This window comes from Kangiella sp. M94, from assembly GCF_054926195.1.
In genome coordinates, this window is the sequence record NZ_CM142903.1 from 1,847,861 (window position 1) to 1,872,657 (window position 24,797).

At 43.7% G+C, this 24,797-nt stretch carries 27 protein-coding genes; 14 read left to right on the plus strand and 13 right to left on the minus strand.

Features of this window, described 5'->3' with window-relative positions; translation table 11 throughout:
• Nucleotides 1-6: 6 nt before the first annotated feature.
• The 8 genes from rseP to rpsB all read right to left on the minus strand — a co-directional run bounded on the left by rseP (nt 7) and on the right by rpsB (nt 7,460).
• Complete coding sequence (rseP, locus tag ACYTXU_RS08510; RefSeq protein WP_462206245.1) at nt 7-1,344, minus strand: RIP metalloprotease RseP; 1,338 nt, start codon at nt 1,342-1,344, stop codon at nt 7-9.
• Between the two features lie 60 nt (nt 1,345-1,404).
• Nucleotides 1,405-2,604: a 1-deoxy-D-xylulose-5-phosphate reductoisomerase gene (ispC, locus tag ACYTXU_RS08515; protein WP_462206246.1), complete on the minus strand. Its 1,200-nt coding sequence runs from the start codon at nt 2,602-2,604 to the stop codon at nt 1,405-1,407.
• A gap of 2 nt (nt 2,605-2,606) precedes the next feature.
• Nucleotides 2,607-3,497, minus strand: a complete 891-nt coding sequence (locus tag ACYTXU_RS08520; RefSeq protein ID WP_462206247.1) for a phosphatidate cytidylyltransferase — start codon at nt 3,495-3,497, stop codon at nt 2,607-2,609.
• Nucleotides 3,498-3,500: 3 nt separating this feature from the next.
• The gene (gene uppS, locus ACYTXU_RS08525; RefSeq protein ID WP_462209396.1) at nt 3,501-4,166 is read right to left on the minus strand and encodes a polyprenyl diphosphate synthase; all 666 of its coding nucleotides are present in this window, start codon (nt 4,164-4,166) and stop codon (nt 3,501-3,503) included.
• 143 nt (nt 4,167-4,309) lie between these two features.
• On the minus strand, nt 4,310-4,867 hold the full coding sequence (gene frr / locus ACYTXU_RS08530) for a ribosome recycling factor (protein ID WP_331891568.1): 558 nt from the start codon (nt 4,865-4,867) through the stop codon (nt 4,310-4,312).
• A 102-nt stretch (nt 4,868-4,969) separates the two neighbouring features.
• Nucleotides 4,970-5,686 carry a UMP kinase gene (gene pyrH / locus ACYTXU_RS08535; protein WP_462206248.1) on the minus strand — a complete coding sequence of 239 codons (717 nt, stop codon included), beginning with the start codon at nt 5,684-5,686 and terminating at the stop codon, nt 4,970-4,972.
• 59 nt (nt 5,687-5,745) lie between these two features.
• Entirely contained in the window at nt 5,746-6,615 is an 870-nt protein-coding gene (tsf, locus tag ACYTXU_RS08540; RefSeq protein WP_462206249.1) for a translation elongation factor Ts, read from the minus strand.
• 107 nt (nt 6,616-6,722) lie between these two features.
• Nucleotides 6,723-7,460 carry a 30S ribosomal protein S2 gene (rpsB, locus tag ACYTXU_RS08545; RefSeq protein WP_462206250.1) on the minus strand — a complete coding sequence of 246 codons (738 nt, stop codon included), beginning with the start codon at nt 7,458-7,460 and terminating at the stop codon, nt 6,723-6,725.
• 517 nt (nt 7,461-7,977) lie between these two features.
• Here rpsB and ACYTXU_RS08550 point away from each other — a divergent pair.
• The 12 genes from ACYTXU_RS08550 (at nt 7,978) to ACYTXU_RS08605 (ending at nt 19,178) form a co-directional block, all read left to right on the plus strand.
• Nucleotides 7,978-8,214 carry a hypothetical protein gene (locus ACYTXU_RS08550; protein ID WP_462206251.1) on the plus strand — a complete coding sequence of 79 codons (237 nt, stop codon included), beginning with the start codon at nt 7,978-7,980 and terminating at the stop codon, nt 8,212-8,214.
• Between the two features lie 77 nt (nt 8,215-8,291).
• Nucleotides 8,292-9,191, plus strand: a complete 900-nt coding sequence (locus tag ACYTXU_RS08555) for an acyl-CoA desaturase (RefSeq protein WP_462206252.1) — start codon at nt 8,292-8,294, stop codon at nt 9,189-9,191.
• A 24-nt stretch (nt 9,192-9,215) separates the two neighbouring features.
• Nucleotides 9,216-9,767, plus strand: a complete 552-nt coding sequence (locus ACYTXU_RS08560; RefSeq protein ID WP_462206253.1) for a DUF7010 family protein — start codon at nt 9,216-9,218, stop codon at nt 9,765-9,767.
• A 73-nt stretch (nt 9,768-9,840) separates the two neighbouring features.
• Nucleotides 9,841-10,041, plus strand: a complete 201-nt coding sequence (locus ACYTXU_RS08565) for a hypothetical protein (protein WP_462206254.1) — start codon at nt 9,841-9,843, stop codon at nt 10,039-10,041.
• 202 nt (nt 10,042-10,243) lie between these two features.
• Nucleotides 10,244-10,654 (plus strand): hypothetical protein, encoded by a 411-nt coding sequence (locus ACYTXU_RS08570; RefSeq protein ID WP_462206255.1) that lies wholly within the window; start codon nt 10,244-10,246, stop codon nt 10,652-10,654.
• Between the two features lie 169 nt (nt 10,655-10,823).
• Nucleotides 10,824-11,660 (plus strand): type I methionyl aminopeptidase, encoded by an 837-nt coding sequence (gene map / locus ACYTXU_RS08575; protein ID WP_462206257.1) that lies wholly within the window; start codon nt 10,824-10,826, stop codon nt 11,658-11,660.
• Nucleotides 11,661-11,663: 3 nt separating this feature from the next.
• Entirely contained in the window at nt 11,664-14,312 is a 2,649-nt protein-coding gene (gene glnD / locus ACYTXU_RS08580) for a [protein-PII] uridylyltransferase (RefSeq protein WP_462206258.1), read from the plus strand.
• Nucleotides 14,313-14,350: 38 nt separating this feature from the next.
• Complete coding sequence (gene dapD / locus ACYTXU_RS08585; RefSeq protein ID WP_462206259.1) at nt 14,351-15,175, plus strand: 2,3,4,5-tetrahydropyridine-2,6-dicarboxylate N-succinyltransferase; 825 nt, start codon at nt 14,351-14,353, stop codon at nt 15,173-15,175.
• Between the two features lie 15 nt (nt 15,176-15,190).
• On the plus strand, nt 15,191-15,556 hold the full coding sequence (locus ACYTXU_RS08590) for a Spx/MgsR family RNA polymerase-binding regulatory protein (protein ID WP_462206261.1): 366 nt from the start codon (nt 15,191-15,193) through the stop codon (nt 15,554-15,556).
• A gap of 6 nt (nt 15,557-15,562) precedes the next feature.
• On the plus strand, nt 15,563-16,714 hold the full coding sequence (gene dapE / locus ACYTXU_RS08595; protein WP_462209398.1) for a succinyl-diaminopimelate desuccinylase: 1,152 nt from the start codon (nt 15,563-15,565) through the stop codon (nt 16,712-16,714).
• Nucleotides 16,715-16,735: 21 nt separating this feature from the next.
• On the plus strand, nt 16,736-17,446 hold the full coding sequence (locus tag ACYTXU_RS08600; RefSeq protein WP_462206262.1) for a M15 family metallopeptidase: 711 nt from the start codon (nt 16,736-16,738) through the stop codon (nt 17,444-17,446).
• Between the two features lie 337 nt (nt 17,447-17,783).
• Nucleotides 17,784-19,178 (plus strand): SLC13 family permease, encoded by a 1,395-nt coding sequence (locus ACYTXU_RS08605; RefSeq protein WP_462206264.1) that lies wholly within the window; start codon nt 17,784-17,786, stop codon nt 19,176-19,178.
• Between the two features lie 86 nt (nt 19,179-19,264).
• On the opposite strand, the gene ACYTXU_RS08610 is transcribed toward ACYTXU_RS08605, so the two are convergent.
• From ACYTXU_RS08610 to ACYTXU_RS08630, 5 genes are all read right to left on the minus strand, one after another.
• Nucleotides 19,265-19,588: a hypothetical protein gene (locus tag ACYTXU_RS08610; RefSeq protein WP_462206266.1), complete on the minus strand. Its 324-nt coding sequence runs from the start codon at nt 19,586-19,588 to the stop codon at nt 19,265-19,267.
• A gap of 82 nt (nt 19,589-19,670) precedes the next feature.
• Entirely contained in the window at nt 19,671-20,411 is a 741-nt protein-coding gene (locus ACYTXU_RS08615; RefSeq protein WP_462206267.1) for an enoyl-CoA hydratase-related protein, read from the minus strand.
• 1 nt (nt 20,412) lies between these two features.
• Nucleotides 20,413-21,114 (minus strand): DNA polymerase III subunit epsilon, encoded by a 702-nt coding sequence (gene dnaQ, locus ACYTXU_RS08620; RefSeq protein WP_462206268.1) that lies wholly within the window; start codon nt 21,112-21,114, stop codon nt 20,413-20,415.
• A gap of 18 nt (nt 21,115-21,132) precedes the next feature.
• A complete protein-coding gene (rnhA, locus tag ACYTXU_RS08625) occupies nt 21,133-21,582 on the minus strand; it encodes a ribonuclease HI (RefSeq protein ID WP_462206270.1) in 450 nt (149 codons plus the stop codon).
• Between the two features lie 4 nt (nt 21,583-21,586).
• Nucleotides 21,587-22,297, minus strand: coding sequence for a methyltransferase domain-containing protein (locus ACYTXU_RS08630; protein WP_462206272.1), 711 nt, complete (start codon nt 22,295-22,297; stop codon nt 21,587-21,589).
• A gap of 75 nt (nt 22,298-22,372) precedes the next feature.
• Here ACYTXU_RS08630 and gloB point away from each other — a divergent pair, with 75 nt between their 5' ends.
• Complete coding sequence (gene gloB, locus ACYTXU_RS08635; RefSeq protein ID WP_462206274.1) at nt 22,373-23,218, plus strand: hydroxyacylglutathione hydrolase; 846 nt, start codon at nt 22,373-22,375, stop codon at nt 23,216-23,218.
• Nucleotides 23,219-23,305: 87 nt separating this feature from the next.
• Nucleotides 23,306-24,778, plus strand: a complete 1,473-nt coding sequence (locus ACYTXU_RS08640; protein WP_462206276.1) for a lytic transglycosylase — start codon at nt 23,306-23,308, stop codon at nt 24,776-24,778.
• The last annotated feature ends 19 nt before the right edge of the window (nt 24,779-24,797 follow it).

Genomic DNA, 24,797 nt, shown 5'->3' on the forward strand with positions numbered 1-24,797 from the left:
TGTTCTCTATTGGTTTATTCGGTTTATATCGAAAAATAGCGCAATCGCCATGATTGTCAGCACTAGTATGATGCCAACTCTCATACCAAGTTCCATAATTTTTTCAGAGACAGGCTTGCCACGAACGAGTTCGACAAGATAGTACATTAAATGACCACCGTCCAACATTGGGATTGGCAGAAGGTTCACGAAGCCTAAATTGACGCTTATCATAGCGAGATAAAGCAAGAATGCAACCATTCCAGCCTGTGCAGTCTGCCCCGCACCTTGTGCAATTCCAACCGGCCCACCCAGGTTTTTAATCGATAATTTACCTGTAACCAATTTCCCCAGGAAGCTGCCGATTCTTTCGACCATCACCCAGGTTTGCTCAGCGCCTTTACCGAAAGACTCGAAGAAGCCGTAGTTTATGACGTTATAGCCTTGAAAAGCCGGTGAGATTCCAAGGTAGCCTATGGCTGGATCGCGCTCATTGGGTTCTGGAGTGACCACAAGTGGCTGCTGATATCCGTCACGAGCTACGATTAACTCAAGCGGTTTACCAGGGTTCTTTTCTATGAAGGAAACAAATTCGCTCCACAGGCTTATCGACTCACCATTGACCGATACAATCGTATCACCCACTTTAAGCCCGCCCTGGTCTGCAGGAGAGTCTTTCGCGACCAGTCCTAACGACGGCGTGCCATCAACACGGCCAAAATCTAAACCAAGACTATCAAAAATAGTACCTTCATCAGGCTCTTGCCATTGACTGACATCAAGAGTCACTGTTGTTTGTTCTTGATAAAGCGGCTTAACTACCACCTCGATGGTTTTGTTATCATCAATATGATCAACAAAAGCAAAAACGGCATCTTCCAGACTTTTAACTTGAACCCCATCGACGGAAAGGATTTCGCTGTTTTCTGGAAAGTTAGCTTGAGCGGCAACCGTATTCGGCAGGACGTTTGTAACAAATGGCTTACCCACGGCAATACCCATCATATAAACAGCCGCATACACCACTATTGCCAACAAAAAGTTGGCCATTGGGCCTGCCAATACAATTAAAATTCGTTTCCAGACTGGTTGACGATTAAAGGCATAAGGCAGGTCTTCATCAGCCACATCACCCTCACGTTCATCGACAAATCGGACATAACCGCCCAATGGGATCGGAGCAATGACGAACTCAGTGCCGTGCTTATTGGTTCGTCCCCAGATAGGTTTACCAAAACCCACTGAAAAACGCAGCGCTTTAACGCCAAGTTTCTTAGCTACCCAGTAGTGCCCCCACTCGTGAAAAGTGACTAAGACCCCCAACAGGATTAGCAAGCCAAAAATACTGTATAAAAAATCAGTCATTAAATGAATATTCTCAACATGTGTTATCTATCTCGGTCGCATTAAGCTTTAATAAGTTTTCTAATCTGCACTTAACGCATCAACAATACGCTGTGCGTGCTTTCTTGCCACACTATCGGCAGCCAGCACAGACTCTAAATCTACCACCTCAGCATACTCAGTCTCTGTTAATGTCTGCTGAATCACCGAAGCAATCTGATCAAAATTAATTTTTTCATCCAAAAATGCCGTTACAGCCACTTCATTGGCCGCATTCAGTCTCGCAGGAGCGTTGCCCCCTTCCGTCATTGCTTCTTTAGCCAGCTTTAAACACGGATAGCGCTCGTAACTGGGCTGCTCAAAGGTAAGCTGACTAATCTGCATAAAGTCTAAGGGCTCTACTCCTGCGCTGATTCTTTCAGGGAAAGCCAATGCGTGAGCAATCGGAGTTCGCATGTCAGGATTGCCCATCTGTGCAATTACAGAGCCATCCTGATAACGAACCATGGAATGAATGATACTTTGCGGGTGCAAGATCACTTCGACCTGTTCGGGCTGCACATCAAATAACCAGCAAGCCTCTATCAACTCCAAACCTTTATTCATCATGGTCGCTGAGTCGACCGAAATTTTCCGCCCCATTGACCAGTTAGGGTGCGCGCAAGCCTCATCCGGACTAATTACCGGAAACTCCGCCAGTGGCTTTTTCAAGAATGGACCACCAGATCCAGTCAATACAATATTGTGAATGCCACAAGATTGGATGCCCTGTGAAACAAAATGTTCCGGCAAACACTGAAAAATAGCATTATGCTCGCTATCAATGGGTAATAAAGTTGCGCGACTTTCGCTGACAGCCTGCATAAAAATAGCACCAGACATCACCAGCGCTTCTTTATTGGCTAACAGCACCTTCTTGGATGCCTTGACCGCCGCCAGAGTTGGCAATAAGCCAGCAGCACCCACAATAGCGGCCATAACAGTATCCACTTCTTCATGGCTTGCCACCCAGTCAAGTTGCTCGATACCCACCAATAGCTTGGTGGATATATTCTCGGCATTGAGCTTGGCCTGTAATGATTCGGCATGTTCGTCGCTGGTCAATACTGCGTACTCAGGTTCAAACTCAACACACTGCTTAAAAAGTAAGTTGGTGTTCTGATTCGCGGTTAACGCAAAGACATGGTAGCGCTCTGGATGACGTCGAATCACATCCAGCGTATTAGTACCGATTGAACCGGTTGCTCCGAGAATGCATATTGACTGACGTTGAATGGACATATTTATAAACTAAGGCTTAGGCCATGCTTAAAGATCAGCAAAGCGACAATAAAGAAAGGAGCTACTGAAAGTGTACTATCCAGACGATCCAGCAGGCCACCATGACCGGGTAAAATCTGACTACTGTCCTTAATTCCCGCCTGACGCTTGAGCATACTTTCAAACAAATCACCAATGACAGAAACCACAACTAGAGCCATTGCTAACAACACAAACCAAATCAACGAGAACGACAATCCAATAAAGAATGCCGCAATGGTTGATAACACCGTGGCGCTAAGCAAACCACCAATGGCACCTTCCCAGGTTTTGTTAGGACTAACCACCGGCGCCAACTTGCGCTTGCCCATTGCTTTACCAAAAAAATAAGCGCCAACATCTGCGCCCCAGATCACCACAAACATCAGCAACAACAGCCAGCCACCATAATAATGATTTTGTACAATATCAGTACTACGAATAAGAACCACAGCCAACCAGGTGCTCACCAGGAAAATCAGGCCAAACAAGGCGCGTATCCAGGGACCACGTAACCAGACACGACCAACCTTTGGGTATAGTAGAATCAGCACAAAAGCGACAACCCAGGCCATAATCGATACGATTAAGAGCTTGAACGGATGAGTTTCAGTCCAGTTAACCGGAATTACCGGATAATCAAAAAACTCGCCTTGATTCAGCCAATAATAAATACCACAAAGACTGGCAATCGCTAATAAGATAAATAGCGCACTGACAATACTATTGGTTTGTAATAATCGGCTCCACTCCCAAGCAATAATGGTAAAGACTGGAATCAAAATAAGCGAAAAAACTTTCAGGCCAGGATAAAACAACAGCGCCATAGCCAACGGCAATAACACTAACGCAGTTATGATTCTTAGTTTTAACATAGTTTATCCTGTTACCTGTTCACCGGTTTTGCCAAAGCGTCTCTGTCTTTGTGCATAGTCGGCCAACGCCAACTGTAATTGTTCACTATCAAAATCTGGCCATAATACATCGCTAAAATACAACTCAGAATAAGCAGCCTGCCACAACAGAAAATTACTGATCCGTTTTTCACCACCGGTTCTAATCAACAAGTCCGGCTCTGGTGTAGTTCCTGTTGCCAAAAACTGTGTCAAATTAGCCTCTGTCTGTTCCTGCCCGCTTGTTAACAGTTGTTGACTAGCCTGCATAATATCCCAACGGCCGCCATAGTTGGCCGCGATATTGAGTATCAGTCCATCATTATCAGCCGTTAGTGCCTCGGCCTTATCAATAGCTTTTTGTAAGCCTTTATCAAAACCAGCTTTGTTACCTATAACTTTTAATTTTACGTTATTCTTATTCAGCTTTTTCGATTCATTTTTAAGGCTGGTAGCAAATAAATCCATCAAAAAACTGACTTCATCAGCTGGACGGTTCCAATTTTCGCTACTGAAGGCAAATAAAGTCAGATATTTAATGCCCAACTCGCCACAGGTCTCAGCCATTTCGCGCGCTCTTTCCATACCCGCCTTATGACCAAACACGCGCTTTTTGCCGCGAGCCTGTGCCCAGCGTCCATTACCATCCATAATGATAGCAATATGCTGCGGCAACTTATCTGTTGTGGCTACTTGATTACTCGACACCCTGTTCTACCTAAATTTCAAAGACTTAAATACAAGAACGCCGCGAAGCATAAGCCCACGGCGTTCGTGAAATAGCATTGTGGGGATTATATCTCCATCAATTCTGTTTCTTTCTCCGCCAAAATCTCATCAATGCGAGCTATTTTGGTATCAGTCAACTTCTGGATCAAATCCTCTGCACGACGCAAATCGTCTTCAGAGATTTCTTTTTCTTTCTCTAGTTCTTTCAATGAGTTATTAGCATCGCGGCGGATATTACGCACTGCAACCTTTGCATTCTCAGCTTCCATTTTAACCACTTTGATGAACTCTTTGCGACGCTCTTCGCTCAACGGTGGCAATGCAATGCGAATCACCTGACCAGCGACGTTTGGCGTCAACCCTAAATCAGATTTAAGAATCGCTTTTTCGGTGGCTTCAATCGCACCTTTATCAAAAATTTGTAGTACCAAAGTACGGCCTTCTTGCACGCCAATACTGGCAACCTGACTGATCGGTGTGTCTACACCGTAATAAGGCACCATAATGTGCTCAAGCAAACTAGGATGAGCACGACCGGTACGAACCTTTGCCAAGTCACCTTTATAGGACTCAATGGTTTTATCCATACGCTGGTCAGCGTCTTTTTGAATGTCGTTAATCACAGAATATTCTCCTATTTTGCTTGTTTTTTATTAGCTAGGGCTATTATGCCCAATTTCGGGCTGGGATCAACGGCCGGCTTGTCTCCGGACGCGTAGGTTATATTAAGGATGAATCAATGTGCCTTCGGCATGACCCAGAACCGCTTTTTCGAGGTTCCCCGGTTTAGTCATATCGAAAACACGAATATTTTTGTTGTGGTCACGAGCCAAGCAGAACGCTGTTAAATCCATAACCGCAAGCTCTTTATCAAGTGCTTCTTTATAGCTTAATTGCTCATAACGCACTGCATTCTTGTCTTTAGCTGGATCCGCCGAGTAAACGCCGTCAACTTTAGTCGCTTTCAAAATCAGATCCGCATCGATCTCAATACCGCGCAAACAGGCTGCAGTATCCGTAGTAAAGAAAGGATTGCCAGTACCGGCACAGAAAATAACGACACGACCTTTTTCAAGGGAGTTGATGGCACCACGACGAGAAAAGCCTTGGCAAACACCATCGATGGGCATTGCCGACAAGACTTTCGCTGGCTGTCCAACACGCTCGAAAGCATCTTGTAGAGCCAGCGAATTCATTACTGTCGCCAGCATGCCCATGTGATCACCTGTCACACGGTTCATGCCAGCTTCGGATAGCTTCTGGCCACGGTAAATATTGCCGCCACCAAGAACCACACCAATTTCAATCCCCTGCGCACTCAACCCTTTAATTTCTTTTGCCATACGCTCCAGAATCGAAGGGTCGATTCCAAACGCCTCCTGCCCCATTAGTGCTTCACCACTTAATTTCAACAAGATTCGCTTGTAAGCCGGGTTTGTCATGCGCGGTTCCTCTTTAACTATCGCGACTATCGAGAAATGTTACCTAAGCTAATTCTAGCTTATTTTTTACCCATTTGAGCAGCAACTTCAGAAGCAAAATCTTCTGATTTCTTCTCGATACCTTCACCCACTTCGAAACGAGTGAATGAAACAACTTCAGCGCCTTTAGATTTCACTAAATCGCCAACTGTTGTTGATGGATCTTTAACGAAGTTTTGACCTTCAAGAGTAATTTCACCAACAAATTTCTTGATACGGCCGACCATCATTTTCTCAACGATCTCTTCAGGCTTGCCTTCCATATCAGGTTGAGCTTTGATGATTTCTTTCTCTTTTTCGATAACTTCTGGAGCAACGTCTTCAGCTTTGTTGAATTGTGGGTTGCTTGCTGCAACGTGCATAGCCACGTCTTTAGCCAAGTCTTCGTCACCACCTTTCATTGAAACTAAAACGCCGATACGACCGCCGTGGATGTAAGCACCCAAGTTGTCGCCTTCGATTTTAGTAACACGACGAACCGTCATGTTCTCACCGATTTTAGCAACCAGGTTAGCACGAGTGACTTCAACCGTTTCGCCTGAAGCCATTTCAGTGTTGTTCAAAGTCTCAACATCGCTGATACCTTTTTCCAACGCTAAATCAGCAACCGCGTTAGCAAAACCCAAGAAACTCTCATCACGAGCAACGAAGTCAGTTTCAGAGTTGATTTCAACTAGAACACCAACGCTGCCGTTAGATTTTGCCAAGATAACACCTTCAGCAGCGATACGGCCTGCTTTTTTAGCCGCTTTCGCCTGACCTGATTTACGCATGTTATCAATCGCTAACTCGATATCGCCGTCAGCTTCAACTAGAGCCTTTTTACACTCCATCATGCCAGCGGCGGTGCGCTCACGTAATTCTTTAACTAATGCTGCAGTAATAGCCATGATTTCTCTCCGCATGTCTTTCGTTGCCAGGATGCCGCAACGAATATCAGTAAATAGTTCAAAAAAGGGGGCATTGCCCCCTTAGAATAGCTTATGTAGCCTGCTGATTAAGCTTCGTCAGCAGCTTCTACAAACTCGTCGCTTTGATCGGCAGTTGTAGCATTGCTCTGCTTGCCGTCAAGAACCGCATCAGCAACCGCTGCGCAGTATAGACGAATTGCACGAATCGCATCATCGTTACCAGGAATGATGTAATCCACGCCTTTAGGATTAGAATTGGTATCAACAACCGCAACAACTGGGATACCCATTTTGTTAGCTTCTGCGATAGCAATGTTTTCGTGGTCAGCGTCAATCACGAACAATACGTCAGGCAAACCGCCCATGTTCTTGATACCACCGATAGAAGCTTCTAATTTTTCCATCTCACGACGGCGCATCAAAGCTTCTTTCTTAGTCAAACGCTCAAAAGTGCCATCTTCAGACTGTTTTTCTAAGTCTTTCAAACGGTTAATTGAACCACGAATCGTTTTGTAGTTAGTCAACATACCGCCTAACCAGCGCTTATCAACGAAGAACTGACCTGAACGAGTCGCTTCTTCTTTAACAATTTCGCTAGCGGCACGCTTAGTACCAACAAACAGAATCTTACCTTTGTTCGAAGCAACTTTACCTAAGTAATTCAACGCGTCGTTGAACATAGGAACAGTTTCTTCAAGGTTGATGATATGGATCTTGTTACGCGCACCAAAGATATATGGACGCATTTGAGGGTTCCAGAAACGGGTTTTGTGACCGAAGTGCACGCCCGCCTGTAGCATGTCACGCATACTAACTTTAGACATAATAAATTCTCCGAATTTCGGGTTAAGCCTCCGCAAATCCCATTTCCCGACCCAAGCCAGCTTTAATCCGACTGAGCACCCCGGCAAATGTGTCGATTTGCGTGTGTAGTTTAGGTTTAGTGACCCGAAATCCATCTAAAACAGACGCACTTACGAGCCACGGCGCGCTTTATACCATTTTTAAGGGTTTGAAGCAATTATTTATGTTGTATTTCGGGCTTTTAACGTCTCGTATTGCAAGAGCAAACGGCCATGACAAGCAGGCTACGCGACAACATAGGATGGGTTAGCGCAGCGTAACCCATCAAAACAACCATAATCGGTGGGTTACGCTAAAGCTAACCCACCCTATAATGCTTCCCATCTTTACCCAAACCTAACTGTAGGTTAGTAATAAGCAACACTCACTGGCCTAATAACAGTGCAAGTCCGCCACCTAAAATCAAACTTGTTTCAAAAGTCTAATGATAATAAAGTTTTATCAACTGATTCGTATAAGCAAAAATTATAGATACCTATGAGATACACTGACGGAAAAACTGCAATTATTGACGATAGAGTCATTATCAATGGACATCATCAAGGAGTGGTGGTCGCAAACATCGACGGGCAAGAGTACTCTCCAGAGTACCCCAAGGAACAATGGGAATATCTAGGCACGGGAGTGCTAATTGTTACTGAGTTTGGTGGGGTACTGCACTACAAACAAGATAACTTAGTAGATGAGCCCATTGAACTTTTAAAACGTAAATGAAGTTCATACAACTAAACTAATAGCAACCATAGGGTGCGTCGTGACGCACCATTTAATTTACCAGGAAATAATACCTCATGATGGAACCCGTCTTACGAATTAACGGAGATAACGCTAATCCCAATGAAGGAGAGGTTGTAGTTGATTGGCCCAAAGCCTTTTGGAATCTAGGGATGCTTCTGGCTTCGGTTATTTTAATACCCTTTTATACCACACCCGGTTCAGTTTTCCTTTTCGTTGTATTGGCCTACTTTACTCTGCTGATTGGCCATAGCGCTGGGATGCATAGAATGATGATTCATCGATCATTCAAAGCTATTAAGCCCGTCGAGCGGCTTTTAATTTATATTGGCGTCTTAGTAGGTATGTCAGGGCCTTATGGAGTCATAAAGATTCATGACTTGCGAGATTGGGCGCAGAGACAGCACAAGTGTCATGACTTTTTTTCGCACAGACGATCTTATTGGAAAGACATATGGTGGCAACTGACCTCAAGATTTAAATTTGCCCATCCTCCACACCTTCAGATAGAAGATAGTCTTTACCAAGACAAATTTTATCAATTCCTCGAAAAAACCTGGCGTCTACACCAGATACCGCTGGCTTTAATTCTTTATTACTTTGGTGGGTTACCATTTGTGGTTTGGGGGATTTTTGCCAGAGTTTCTCTCAGTGTCGTCGGACATTGGACAATAACTTACTTTTGCCACAACCCCGGCCAAGGCAGGTGGAAAGTTAAAGGTGCCTATGTACAGGCATCAAACTTACCGGGTTTAGGGATTTTGACTTATGGAGAATGTTGGCATAATAACCATCATGCATTTCCTGAGTCAGCAAGAATTGGGGTCGAAAAAGGCCAGTCCGATCCAACCTGGCACTTTATACAGCTTCTTAAAGCCTTCGGGTGGATCATTGAAGTTAAACTCCCACGCTCACAAGACTCAAGAGAAGATTTGCAGGAAATTACCAAACAATAAAAACCTCTAACAAGGAAAACTAAGATGATGACAATCACTGATGCACAACAAAACATGCGACGTTCATACTACGGCGGTGCGCCAGGTGTGGTGACTTCAGGCCTGATTTGGCTAATAGCTGGAATGGTCACTGTTAATAGCACACCAAAATACGGAATTGCTGCGTTGATTATTGGCGGCATGTTTATTTTTCCGCTTTCCATCCTTCTTTGTAAGCTTTTCGGTGTTTCAGGCAAACACGACAAAAACAATCCATTAGGGCCATTGGCGATGGAAGGTACTTTCTGGATGCTGCTATCGATACCGATTGCTTTTGCGGCATCGTTATACAAAGTTGAGTGGTTTTTCCCTGCTATGTTGTTAGTCATTGGCGGACGCTATTTGACCTTTTCCACCCTTTACGGCATGAAAGTCTTCTGGGCACTAGGTGGCACATTAGTCGCAGCGGGTTTTGCCCTATACTACCTCAACCCTCCTGTTATGTTCGGAGCATTTGCTGGCGGCGCCATTGAGCTTATCTTCGGCAGCGTTATTTTCGTATCCTACAAACAGGAACTTATGACATCTTCGACCTGATTTGATATATAGAGTATCTATATTTATAACACTATATTTAAAACACCCATCAGAATATTCAAGAGAGAACATTATGGATAACAAACAGCCTGAACAGAATGATGAGAAGAAAGAACCGCAAACTTTTGTAGGTGCCTTTATGGCAGTCGGCGTTGGTGTCGGTGCCGCTTTAGGTGTCGCTTTGGATAATATTGCATTGGGAATCCCGATTGGTATTGCGGTGGGTTTTGCCATTGGTCTGGCGATAGATGCAAAGAATAGGAAGTCAAAGTGAAACTTCAGTCTCAAGGCTAATTACCTGAAATGGAACTAGGTAATAATGTTTAAACGCCTCGTTGCTATTCTTTCAGGACACATTCACCAGCCCCTTTCAATCATCCAGCATTAGAAATACTAGCCTATTTCAAAGATAAGGATTTTGATGGCAAGCGGATGATTTATGATGATTTTGATATTTTTTAGGAGATATAAACTTTATGCTTGGAAAAATACTTGTAACCTCATTACTAATTTTGTCCTTTAACTTACCAGTTAAGGCAACCCCTTTTCTCGTTGGTACTTGGAAATCAAATGAAGAGCTGACTGTACAAAGTATGGAACGCACCATAGGCATCCCAGAGAAAAGTCGAGAAGCATTTCGAAACGATTTTTTTGGAAAACTAACCATCAAAGTCAAAAAGAATACTTTCTCTGCCTACTTTGATGGGAAGCAGCTGGAGTTAGACATGGAGTATGAAGTCACTAAGATTAATAACAATAGCTTCTTAATAAAGTCGTACAGTAAACAGACAGAAGATATTACAGAACAGAAAATTACCATAGAAGGTGATTGCTATTACACTCTTGTATCAGATTGGCAGTTTAGGGAATACTTCTGTAGACAATAGCCGAAGTTACCCCCCTAGAAACCGCCAATAATCACTGGCGGTTTTTGCTATCTAGTTTCCCTTGTTTCCTACAATTCGTTAGAATAGACCGCAAATTACGAGTTACCGTTTAAGCTTTCACTAACTTATTGAATATTAAGGTTTTGTGCGGGCATCATTTGGGCAGAAGATGACGATTAAGATTAAAACTCCTGAAGAAATTGAAAAAATGCGTGTTGCCGGGCGTCTGGCAGCGGAAGTATTGGAAATGATCGGCGAGCACGTCAAGAAAGGCGTGACTACCGAAGAGCTGAATGACATCTGTCATGAGCATATTGTTAAGGTGCAAGGTTGTTACCCTGCGCCTTTATATTATGGTGGCGCGCCCTATCCTGTGACATTAGGTGAAGATGGCCAACCTACCCAATCAGTACGCAATGGCGGTTTCCCAAAATCAGTCTGTACATCAGTCAATGATGTGGTATGTCACGGCATTCCTAATAAAAAGCCTCTACGCAATGGCGATATCGTCAATATAGATGTGACTGTCATTAAGGACGGTTATCATGGCGACACCAGCAAGATGTTTGTGGTCGGTGAGCCAACACCTCAAGCCAAAAAGTTAATTGAAACGACTCAGGAAGCGTTGTATCTGGCTATTGATATGGTTAAGCCAGGGGTTCGTTTGGGTGATATTGGAGCGGCCATACAGAAGTTCGCTGAAGGCAAAGGTTACTCCATCGTGCGCGAATATTGCGGGCACGGCATTGGCGATACCTTCCACGAAGAACCACAAGTCACTCATTACGGCAGACCCGGTACCGGCCTTGAACTCAGAGAAGGCATGACATTTACTATTGAGCCGATGGTTAATGCGGGTAAGCGTTTTGTCAAACACCATAAGAAAGATGGCTGGACGGTAATGACTAAAGATAAGTCATTGTCTGCACAGTGGGAGCACACTCTATTAGTGACTGCGGATGGTGTTGAAGTTTTAACGCGCCGTAGCGAAGAAGCATTCAAGTAAACTGTGGCCAGTCCTGATAAATACAATTATCTGCCGAAAGCTGCGGAGCTTCTTAAAAGTGCCGATTCGAGAGATCCGGGCGCGCGACTTAAAAGCTACAAGAATTATTTACAGGCCGGTCTTGATGCACTGGTAAAGCAGTTTCAAAAAGGCACCCGTATCAATCAGCTGCTAAAAGCTCGCAGCGCCCTGCTCGATCATATTCTTATTTCCAGCTGGCAACAGTTTCAGGTTAATGGTCATTCGGCGCTGATCGCTGTTGGCGGTTATGGCCGTGAAGAATTACAACCCTATTCTGACCTCGATATTCTGGTGCTATTAAGCGAAGACTCAAACTCCGAGCATACTCAGGAGTTAGAATCCTGGCTCGCCTTTCTATGGGATATCGGGCTTGAAGTCGGTCATAGTGTTCGCACTGTCAGTCAATGCGAAGAATTATCACGAACCGAAATTTCGGTCGCTACTAATCTTATCGAGTCACGTTTCCTTTGTGGTGAAAATGTTCTCTTTAAAGATCTACTTAAAGTCATCAAATCGGATAGTTTCTGCCCATCAGAAGAGTTCTTTCAGGCAAAGGTTAGCGAGCAGCGTGTACGCCACGCCAAATTTAAAGATACCTCGTTTAATCTCGAACCAAATATAAAATCCAACCCAGGCGGTCTGCGCGACTTGCAGGTCATGCAGTGGATTACCTTAAAGCATTTCAAAACCAGCAGCTTACACGACCTGATCGTCCATGGGATTTTTACTCGCCGCGAATATAAAAGCCTGATCAATCATCAACAATACCTCAATCGAGTACGCTTTGCTTTGCATGTGCTTTGTGACAAACGTGAAGATCGACTCTTGTTTGAACATCAAAAGAAAGTTGCTGAATGGCTTGGTTATGAAGATGACTCACACAAGCTTGCGGTCGAACACATGATGCAACGCTATTATCGGGCTGTGATGTCGATTCGAAATCTGAATGAACTATTCATTCAAGTATTTGAACAGGAGCATTTACGATCTGATGAGCGCCAAAAGGTCATTGACCTGGATGATGATTTTTATATTTATAAAGGTCGCATTGGCGCTAATGATCCGGATCTTTTTTATAAAAAGCCGCATTGCCTGATTAAAATTTTTCGCCATATTTCATTGCATCCCGAAATTCAGGAAATCGAGGCTCGTACGTTACGAATTATTCGTTCCAGCCAACAAATTATTAATGAGCAGTATCGCAAGGATCCGATCAATATCAGTTTCTTCAAAGAATTTCTATCAACCAAGCAGCTAACCAGTCGCGGCTTTGCTTTGATGAAACGGACCAATGTTTTGGGTTCATTAATTCCTTTGTTCGCTAAAATTGAAGGTCAGATGCAATTCGACCTGTTTCATGCTTATACCGTCGATGAGCATACGCTTTTTTTATTACGTCATATCATTCGTTATAACAGAACCGAGTTTCAGCAGGAATTTCCACTGTGTAGCAAAATCATGAAGACTCTGGTTGATCCAACGCCTTTATATCTGGCAGCTATTTTCCACGATATCGGCAAAGGCCGTGGCGGCGATCATTCGGAACTGGGTGCGGTTGATGCACTGGACTATGCGCAAAGTATTGGCCTTGAGCCACACATTTGCGAATTGATTTCATGGCTGGTCAAGAACCACCTGATCATGTCATTGGTAGCACAACGAAAGGATATTAGTGATCCGGATGTCATCGAAACTTTTGGTAAGCAGATCCCTTCAATTTTACACCTGGAATTGCTCTATGTATTAACCGTGTCGGATATTCGAGCGACTAATCCAACACTGTGGAACTCTTGGAAAGAGTCACTACTGAAAGAACTTTTTTTAGCGACCAAGCAATACCTGACCCAATCGACGCCTCGAGCAAATCAAAGTGAAATGGTGCAAGATACGCGTCAACAGGTTCTGGAGCAGTTTGGTAAGGTGGGCGATTCGATTGAGCCGATCAGAGAGTTGCTGGACGAACTCGGCGATGAATACTTATTACGCTACCACCCGGAACAAATCATCTGGCAAACCGAGCAGTTGATGTCGCAACCTGAGTTGCCTTATGTGGCCATCAAGAACCACCGCTCGCAGGCTGGCACCGAAGTGTTTATTGCGATTGAAGATCAGCGTGACCTGTTTGCTGCGATAACCGCACTATTAAGTCAGAACCACCTGAATATTCAGGCGGCAACTCTTTATACCTCACCAAAAGGGTTGTGTCTTGATACCTTCATTGTTCTTGATGAACAAGGCCACCCTCTGTCGTATGAGCGTCGCATTCAAGAAATTCAAGATAACTTGATTGAGGGTTTATCGGATCTGGAACACCGCAAACTGGACGTCAGCCGTGCGGTACCAAGCCGCTTGAAGCACTTCAACGTCAAAACGCGTATAGCTTTTAGTTATGACGAAAACTCTAATCTCACTACTTTAGAAATTACTGCTTTGGATCGCCCTGCACTTTTGGCAAAATTGGGGCAGGCTTTTATGGAGTGCGAGCTTAAAGTCCACTCGGCCAAAATTGTGACCCTCGGCGAACGTGTTGAAGATACATTTACTTTAAGTCGTCGTGACAACCAGCCATTAAAAGACAAAGCTGACTTGAAACAAGTTAAGCAGACAATTTTAGAAGCCATTGCTGGCTAACCGAATTAATCCTTATTTGATTGTAAAAGAGAAACACTATGTCATTACAAACTACTATTGAACAAGCTTTTGAAAACCGTGACCAATTATCACCGGCATCGGCACCGCAAGATATAAAAGAAACTGTTACTGAAGCATTAAACCTACTCGATTCAGGTAAGGCTCGCGTTGCCGAAAAGGTTGATGGCGACTGGGTTGTGCATCAATGGTTAAAAAAAGCTGTATTGCTTTCTTTCCGTTTGAATGACAACAAAGTGATTGATACTGGTCTGGCTCAGTTCTACGACAAGGTGCCAATGAAGTACCAGAACATGACTGAGGAAGAGTTTAAAGCTGGCGGTACACGCGTAGTGCCACACGCGATTGCCCGTCATGGTTCATTCATCGCTAAGAATGTTGTTTTAATGCCAAGCTATACCAACATCGGTGCCTATATTGATGAAGGCGCCATGATTGATACCTGGGCCACGGTAGGTTCGTGTGCTCAAATCGGTAAGAATGTTCACCTCTCAGGCGGTGCTGGGATTGGCGGCGTGTTAGAACCATTGCAGGCCGGCCCCACCATCATCGAAGATAATTGCTTTATTGGTGCACGCTCTGAAGTAGTCGAAGGTGTGATTGTCGAAGAAGGCTCGGTGCTTTCGATGGGAGTATTCCTTGGCCAGAGTACCAAAATTTATAACCGCCTGACCGATGAAGTGTCTTATGGTCGCGTTCCTGCTGGCTCTGTGGTTGTGCCAGGTAGTTTGCCTTCTGATTGCGGCAAATACAATTTGAACTGTGCAGTTATCGTCAAACAGGTGGATGCCAAAACTCGCGCAAAAACCAGCATTAACGATTTACTCCGCATGGACAAATTTTAAGAGGTAGGTTTAATTATGAGTCAATCCGTCACTATTTATGGTATTCCCAATTGCGATACCGTACGTAAAGCCGTTAAATGGTTGGAAGCTAACGACATTAAACATGAGTTTGTGGATTATCGTAAAAATCCTTTGCCACGAAAAGAAATCGAAAGCTGGGACAAGGCCATTGGCTGGGAAACTTTTTTAAATAAACGTAGCACTGCCTGGAAGCCCCTTGACCAATCAGTCAAAGACAATATTGATCGTGATTCTGCTTTGGATTTAATGTTGGATAAGGTGACTTTGATTAAACGCCCAGTGTTGGTACTGGAAAATGGCAAAAATATTGATGTCCATTTAAGCTTTAAACCTGAGCAGTATCAGGCAATCTTCAACTAACGAGACATTTCCATGAGCGAAACGCTGGCACTCAGTAAAGACTTGATAAACCGTCCTTCCGTAACGCCGGAAGATGCTGGCTGCCAGCAAATGATGATGGAATATCTTCAAGCCCTTGGTTTCAACAACGAAATCATGAACTTTGAAGATACCAGTAACTTCTGGTCTTTACATAAAGGTAAAACCGAAGGGCCGGTGTTTGTATTTGCAGGACATACCGATGTGGTACCAGCTGGGCCATTAGAAAAGTGGGATACCCCACCGTTCGAAGCGACGGAGACAGATGGCTATCTGTTTGGTCGTGGAGCTGCGGATATGAAATCCAGCCTGGCCGCCATGTTAGTTGCAACCAAACGTTTCGTTAAGGACTTTCCAGATCATAATGGCTCAATCGGCTTTTTGATTACCAGCGATGAGGAAGGTCCCTTTATTAATGGTACTGTACGCGTTATTGAAGAATTGATGAAACGTAACCAACCACTTGATTATTGTGTGGTAGGTGAGCCTTCCAGTAGCGAACAGTTTGGCGATGTCATAAAGAACGGACGACGCGGCTCATTAACAGGCTTTCTAACCTTGAAAGGTACACAGGGGCATGTCGCCTATCCGCATCTTGCCGACAACGCGATTCATAAATCGCTCAAGGCATTAGATGAACTGGCCCATACCGAATGGGACCAAGGCAATGAATTTTTCCCAGCCACCAGTTTCCAGATTGCCATAATCAAAGCTGGTACGGCAGGCAATGTGATTCCAGGGGAAAAGTACGTTGAGTTTAATTTCCGTTACTCAACTGAAACCACTCACCAAGAACTGCAACAAAGAGTCATTGCTCTTCTGGATAAGTATAACCTTGAGTATGACCTTAATTGGAAGCTAAATGGCGAGCCATTTTTAACGGATCATGGTCATCTACTCATTGCAGCGCGCAACGCCATCAAAGCAGTCTGCCAAATTAATACAGCACCATTAACTACTGGCGGAACCTCTGACGGTCGTTTTATCGCTAAGACTGGTGCCGAAATTGTCGAAATTGGTCCCGTTAATAAAACCATTCATCAAATTAATGAATGCGTTAAGATTGAAGACCTCGATAAACTCACTGAAGTCTACTATCAGATTTTGGTAGAGTTATTAGCGACAGCAAAAACACTCTAAACAAAAGCTATAAGGCACTCTATGCACACTTCTATGATGTCAGCCGAACAAATTCTTGGTCTTAATCAGGATCACCTTTTGCATATTGCTGACAACAGTGAATTACTTGGGCAAAAATTTCAATGTCATCACGAAGTACTGGTTCCGATTGCCAAGCTGATTCGACGATCTGAACTGGACGGCATTCCGTTACGCATTGTCAGTAGCTATCGCTCCTTTGAGCATCAATTGTCCATCTGGAATAAAAAATACTACCAAGAAGTGATGCTTAATCTACGTGATGGTTCTAGCGTCAACTCACAAGATCTTGATGGGCAGGAAAGAGTGGATGCCATTTTACACTATTCTGCTTTACCTGGTGCCAGCCGCCATCATTGGGGCACCGACTTTGACGTGTTCGATGCAAGCGCTATCGATATGGGTCATGATGTCGAACTCACTGAACAGGAATTTGATAAGAGCGGGCCTTGCGCACTTTTAAGTGATTGGCTTGAAGAACATTTAAGTGAGTATCAATTCTTTAAACCTTATGCCCAAGACATTGGTGGCGTCGCCTGTGAGCCATGGCATATCAGCTATAAGCCAATAGCCGAGAGAGCACTTGATGAGTTTCCAATAGAATTGTTGCGCACATCATTGGAGCAGTCTGACATTGGTGGTAAACAATTCATTATGCCTAAACTCGATGCTCTCGTGCAGAAGTATGTTATGAGAATTTGCAAGGAAGATTGATTTAATAGAAAGATATCAAGAGAGGTTAAGGATGTTAAAAGCGATAGCCGTTACCTTCATTATTTTTGCCATATTGTTTGCGGGCATTATTGCCTTAAAGCGTTCAGCGAATCTTTGGAGAATACCTAAAGGGTCAAAGCTCAACCTTACGATGATGAGGAAACTGAAGCAAACGATAAGCAAAAGATCGATAACGTAAATGAAGCTCCTCAACTAGAAGATCAATCATATTCGACTAAAAGCACCGATTCAAAAAATACCGATTTACCAGACACTGATTCACAAGATAAACATTAATAGTAATCAGAACCGCTTAACAAAATGGGGGCGTTAAGCAATGCAACAACACTTACGACACCTAGCTTTATTTTTTGGGCCGATATTTGCAGTTCTGGTCTATTTCCTAATGGCGAATGCCGAATTTGCCCATCCTGCTTCAATCACTGCAGCGATTGCTAGCCTGTGCGCGGTTTGGTGGATCTTTGAGCCTATCCCTATTCCTGCAACTTCGTTAATCCCTATTGCGGCCTTCCCGGCTTTTGATGTACTCAGTGCCAAACAGGTTGCAGAAGCTTATGGTCATTGGCTGATTCTATTGCTGATGGGCGGTTTTATCTTGTCGACCGCCTTAGAAAAAAGTGGCACTCACAGAAGACTTGCGCTTGGCATGATCAAGTTAGTGGGTTCGCACTCAGAAAAACGCATTGTACTTGGCTTTATGATAGCCAGCGCAAGTTTGAGCATGTGGATATCCAATACAGCAACCACGCTTATGCTACTGCCGGTTGCCATGGCAATTGTTCAGTGCGGTCCCGATAATGAAAACACTCGCAAATTTGCCATAGCCTTATTGTTAGGTCTTGGCTACGCAGCCAATATTGGTGGCGTAGGTACGCCGATTGGCACACCGCCCAATCTTCTATTTATGAACTTTTATGCGCAAGCAACAGGCGAAGTAATCAGCTTTATTGACTGGATGATTTGGGCCCTACCGATTGTCATTTTGTTTGTCCCTGTTATGTGGCTGTGGTTGACCCGAAAGCTCGAAGCTAATCAAAGCTATGACCTGCCGCCAGTTGGCAAATGGCGAGCAGAAGAAAAACGCACTCTGGCCGTGTTCGCAGTAGTCGCTTTTCTCTGGGTGTTCAGAACAGGACCTTTTGGAGGTTGGAGTCAGTTGTTGGGACTTACGCACGCTAATGATGCCTCAGTTGCACTGCTCGGCGTCATCGCCATGTTTATGATTCCTGACGGTAAAGGTGGCAAACTTCTGGACTGGGAAACAGCCAATAAAATTCCCTGGGGGGTTTTACTACTGTTTGCTGGTGGTATTGCTATCGCCTCAGCTTTCACAGCTTCCGGACTAAGTGAAATTTTGGGCAACTCAATGAGCTTTTTAACTGACTTGCCGCCAATATTACTAATCGTCTCAATCTGCCTAATTGTCACTTTCATCACCGAGCTGACCAGCAACACTGCGACCGCCGCCCTACTGATGCCGATTCTCGCTGCTGCAGGCGTTGCCGCCAACATGGATCCGGCCATATTAATGTTCCCTGCAGCAATCAGCGCCAGCTGTGCCTTTATGCTACCGGTTGCGACAGGACCCAATGCAGTCATCTTCTCCAGCAACAAGCTATCAGTCGAAATGATGGTGCGAAATGGTTTTTTTATGAATTTGGCTGGCGCCGTTATTATTACTTTAGTGGTTTACTTTATGGTCGGGCATTAAAATTACTTAAACTCATTCGCTCAAAAAAACGGACTTTAAGTCTGATGGATCCGCACTAATTTCCTATCCCCGTAACTCTAACCCCATTAATTCCACACTACTATTGGTTCGCCAGGTATTTCAAGCACTAAAGCTTCAGGTCCATTATACGATTGATCATCTAAAAAAACTTGTATTGATGTATTATCATCAAATAAAAGCTCTATGGACTTATCACTTTCGTTTACTTCCAATAGATACTTGCCTAATATAGTATCTTTGAAATCGTTTATATTTGAGGGCTGTGTTAACCTTTCATTATGTATAGCGAACCCAATACCGCCTTTAAAGCCGACATAAATACTTTCCCCATCAAACTCAAAATCTACTACTGTATTATTTATTATTTTATTTAATCCTACTGATCGCATTGGCAACCTCCATTATTGCTTATAGTTTTTTGAGGATTCCTCAGACTCTAAGATCGTTTTTATGAACGTACTAATAGAAATTTTATTTCTCTAAAAACTTTTTGAAAATCGCTTTGGCTTCATCACTTTTAAGAAGCTCAGAAAAACTCCGTGCTTCCCGCTCAATCGCCTGCCCAACCATGTCCGCATTTGAGCGTATCAATTGACGACTCATCTGTAATGCCTGGGCTGGTTTTTTAGCGAGGATTTCGGCTTTTTCCTGAGCGAGCTGCCAATAGTTATCAGCATCAATAATATCGTTGATGATGCCCCACTCTTTTGCTTTGGCTGCATTAAAAGGTTCTGCCAGTAATAACAGTTCAGCAGCACGAGCATAGCCGATTTGACGCGGTAACAAATAACTGGAGCCTGCCTCTGGACATAAACCTAAATCAACAAACGGCAAACTAAAGTAGGTTTCTTCAGTCGCATAAATTAAATCACAATGAAGTAAGAAGGTGGTACCAATACCGACTGCTGGGCCGGAAACAGCCGCCACAATCGGTTTGTTGAAACTGTACAGCGCCTTCAAAAAAGACAGTACCGGACTACCACTTTCTAAAACAGGTTGTTGTAAGAAGTCTGCAATATCGTTGCCAGCACAGAAGCAATCTTTAGCTCCTTTGAAAAGCACTACATGGATATCGGAATTACTTTTAGCTGATATAAACTCTTTAGTCAGCGCTGTGTACATATCGGACGTTAAGGCATTTTTTTTGCTAACCCGGTTTAGCTCAATATGTAGGACTTTATTCTCAATGTAACTGGATACAAATTCTGACATTCTACCCTTCCTGTTGATTCCAGATGGCTTCTTTTAACGATGCTAATTTTTTCTCATGCTCAGCAACTTCCTGACTAGCTGCCTTTATCACTTTAAGCGGTTGTCGACTTGCAGAAATTCGTCTCACTGTTGTTTCGGCTGTTTGCTGGTTAGCTGCGTTCTGGCGTCCCAGGGTCAAACTGGTTTGGCCGCCAGTCATACGCAAATAAACATCGGCTAAAATTTCCGAGTCGAGCAAAGCACCATGTAGTTCACGATGACTGTTATCAATTTCATAACGCTTACAGAGTGCATCCAAACTGTTTCGCTGACCAGGATGCATCTGTCTAGCCAAAACCAAGGTATCAAGAACAGTGCAATAATCAGAAAGCTTGCCTTTATTGCTATCAAGCAAACTTAATTCATGATCAAGAAACCCCACATCAAACGGAGCGTTATGGATAACCAGTTCAGCGCCTTCGATAAACTCCAGAAACTCATCAACGACGTCTACAAATTTTGGCTTGTCTTCCAGAAACTCATTGGTAATACCATGCACTTCCATCGCACCTTGATCAATCTCTCGATCCGGTTGCAGGTATTGATGATAGTGATTACCGGTAAACTTTCGGTTCACAAGCTCAACACAACCAATCTCGATGATTCTATGGCCATCGTATGGTTCAAGACCTGTGGTTTCTGTATCTAATACAATTTGTCTCATGTGATTTTGGTTCTCGCTTTATACGCCAGAAGACTGCAATACTTGTTCAACACCTTTATTGGCCAGCTCATCAGCAATATCGTTTTCAGCATGACCACTATGCCCTTTTACCCAATGCCAGGTAACATTGTGTCTGGCTACCTGCTGATCGAGTTGTTGCCATAAGTCCTGATTTTTAACCGGTTTCCTGTTTGCTGTTTTCCAGCCCTTTGCTTTCCAGTTTTCCAGCCATTGGTTGATACCGTTTTTAACATAAACAGAGTCTGTGGTCAGATCAACCTGACACTTGCCCTTTAGAGCTTTTAAGGCTTCAATTGCTGCCATTAACTCCATACGATTGTTGGTTGTATTCAACTCACCGCCAAATAGATGCTTTTCATGTTTGCCGTACCTCAACAATGCTCCCCAGCCACCAGGACCTGGATTACCTTTACAGGCGCCATCAGTATAAATTTCTATTTTTTTCACAAGCTCATTCTTCTATTTGTTTGGTTGATATATTAGCCAGGTTTCCAGCCATTGCCACTGACATTTTTTCTTCCAGTGGTCTGATAGGAGTCATCGTTGAAACCTTTTTCTGCACCTTTACCATGTATGCAATAGGTGCTGATAACCACGGCTTACTCATGTCACTTTTTCTTTGAAAATGCTTAAAGCCTCGCCACCAGGGACAGCCAATAGTTTCGACCTCTAAAACCTTAAATCCAAGTAAGTTAAACCAATCGGTATAGCGATACAATGTTAGCCGATGCTCTGGAATACATTTCCGTGTCGCCCCCAGTCCTAAACGACACTGCCAATACCAAGGGTTATCCGGCGCGTAAATAAGAGCATATAAATAGCCTTGAGGAGATAAACAGCGATGAATTTCTCTTAACAAAATACTGGGACTTTCGGTGAACTCAAGTGCATGACTAATGATCACGCTTTGCAAAGAGTCTGTCATGAATGGCAGCTGTTCAGGCTCAGCGTCAACACAGTGCTTAAGACTTTTCCCAATATGAATCTCATGCTCAAACACACTATCCGGTAAGCTTAAGCACTGAGTCAAACTATCCAATGTCAGTAAATAACCACCATGATAATCTTCCAAATGGCTTTGCAGCCACTCTTGCCAAATATAACGAATCCGGTTACCCGCAGGTAACTCTGGCCAACTGAGTTCAGACAGTTTCTTCGTCATCGTTATCTCGCCTTCCTAAAAGAAGCATTATACGGCAGGTTGCCAGTCAATAGTGGGTTATGTACATTAGGAGTCATGCTAACCCGACAAATGGACTCAAGCAAGCCAGTGCGTATTATTCCTTTAAAAGCCTTTAGTGATAACTATATTTGGGTTATTTTTTCTCCCGATGGCAGTAAAGTAGCTGTCGTCGATCCCGGTGACAGCCGCCCTGTCATTGAATTCCTTGAAGATAATAACCTTTCCTTAGACGCCATACTAATTACTCATTACCACAACGATCATATTGGCGGAGTTCAGGAGCTTAAAAACCGTTATCACTGTCATGTTTATGCATCCAAACATGATCAACTCAGCTTTGCTGATACAGAGCTTGATGAGGGCGATACAATGAGTCTGTTTGACGACAGCTACCAGTTTTCTATCCTTCATCTCCCCGGCCATACCATGGGTCATATCGGCTACTATGGTCAAAATTTGTCCGGTCAAAACCTGTCTGGTCATGACTTAAAAGGCCATAGCCTAGTGTTTTGTGGTGACACCCTGTTCCGGGCTGGCTGTGGACGCATGTTCGAAGGCACACCGGATATCTTTCACCATTCTCTGCAAAAACTTGCACACCTCCCTCCGAATACTCTAGTTTACTGCACACATGAATACACGTTAGCCAATATCGCCTTCGCTAAAACTATAGAGCCTGATAATCAAGATTTATTAGAGCTGGAACAGAATTGCAAAAAATTACGACAGCAGGATCTTGAAACTCTTCCTTCTACTATCGACAGCGAACTTAAAACTAACCCTTTTCTGCGCTGCTCCGAACCAACTGTGATTCAGATAGCTGAACAAGCAAAAAATAAAAGTATCTCTGATCCAGTGGAAACTTTTGCTACAATCAGACAACTAAAAGATAATTTTTAATAAATAATAATGCCTATGAAGCGCTTGATATTGATAAGTTGTTTAAGTTTGACTGCCTGTAGTTCTCTTGTAAAACAAGAGGATACAGTGGTTGATCGTCGTTTTGATCCGCAGAGAACTGCCGAAGATGGTGCTCCGCTGCCTGCCCCCGAGCTTGATAGCGAAAACCCATTATTATTGGCAGATCCTGATGAAGTCCCCTTTGTCCCCAATTTATGGGAACATTTAGCGACCCAGCAAACTTTTGCTAATATCAGCCATTCACGTATTGATACCTTCAAAAAACAATATCTTAAGAGCCCGCATTTATTATTGAAGCGCGCTGATAAAGCAGCTCCCTATCTTTATTACATCATTACCGAATTGGAAAATCGTAATATGCCGGTCGAACTGGCGTTTACTCCTATGGTTGAGAGCAATTTCGACCCGTTAGCACACTCGGTGGTACAGGCTGCTGGAATGTGGCAGTTTATGCCTAAAACGGCCAAAGGCTTCGGTATCACCATTGACGAGTGGTATGACGGGCGCCGCGATATTGTAGCCTCAACTCATGCAGCACTCGATTATTACCAATACCTCAACAAAATGTTTGATGGTGACTGGTTACTAACTGTGGCAGCCTACAATGTTGGCCCCGGTAACGTGATGAAAGCCATACGCGCCAATAAGCGCCAAGGGAAAGCTACTGATTATTGGTCTTTGCAATTACCCAAAGAGACCATGCGCCATATTCCCAAGTGGCTGGCGCTTTCAGACATTTTCTTGAACGCCCCTCAATATCAGGTGGATTTGCCATTAATTGATAATCAACCAGCATTCGTTGAGGTGGAAGTTGATGCGCCTGCAAACTTGATGGAGCTTGCCAAAATAGCTCAAATCGATAAGGATACTTTTTATCGATTGAATCCAGCATACAATCGCCTGTTTGTTCCAGACCATCATAAGAAAGCGACGATCCTGGTTCCTGCAGAAACAGTTGATCATTTTAATCAAGGACTGCTCGACATTGATCCAAAGCAACTGATGGCCTCAGTTAGCTATAAAGTTAAGTCAGGCGACAACTTAAGCTTAATTGCCAAGCGCCATAACACTACGGTGAAGACGATTAAGCAACTTAATAGCCTTAAGTCTGACTTCTTAAAGATTGGCCAGGAACTCAAGATGCCGGGCATTATTAATGCCACAGAATATGAGAAGAACTTTTTTGCCACACTCAGCAAAAATCAACAGCGTCGTCGTTACCAGGTGTATAAAGTTCGTTCAGGTGATAGCTTGTGGACTATATCTAGAAAGTTTGGCGTCAGCACCCGTCAACTTGCCAACTGGAATGGTATAGCTCAAAACAGCACTATTCGCATCGGTCAAAAATTGAAAGTATGGCCACGTGGTTATGCCAATTACGCTTCGAATAAAACCTCTTATCAAGTTAAAAGTGGTGACTCCTTATACACCATCGCCAGACGTTTTAATGTTAAGGTCAGCGACTTGAATAAATGGAACGGTTTGAAAAATTCATCCCTCATCAAGCCAGGACAGACGCTTACCATTTATAGCAAATAACCTCTGAATACCGACAATA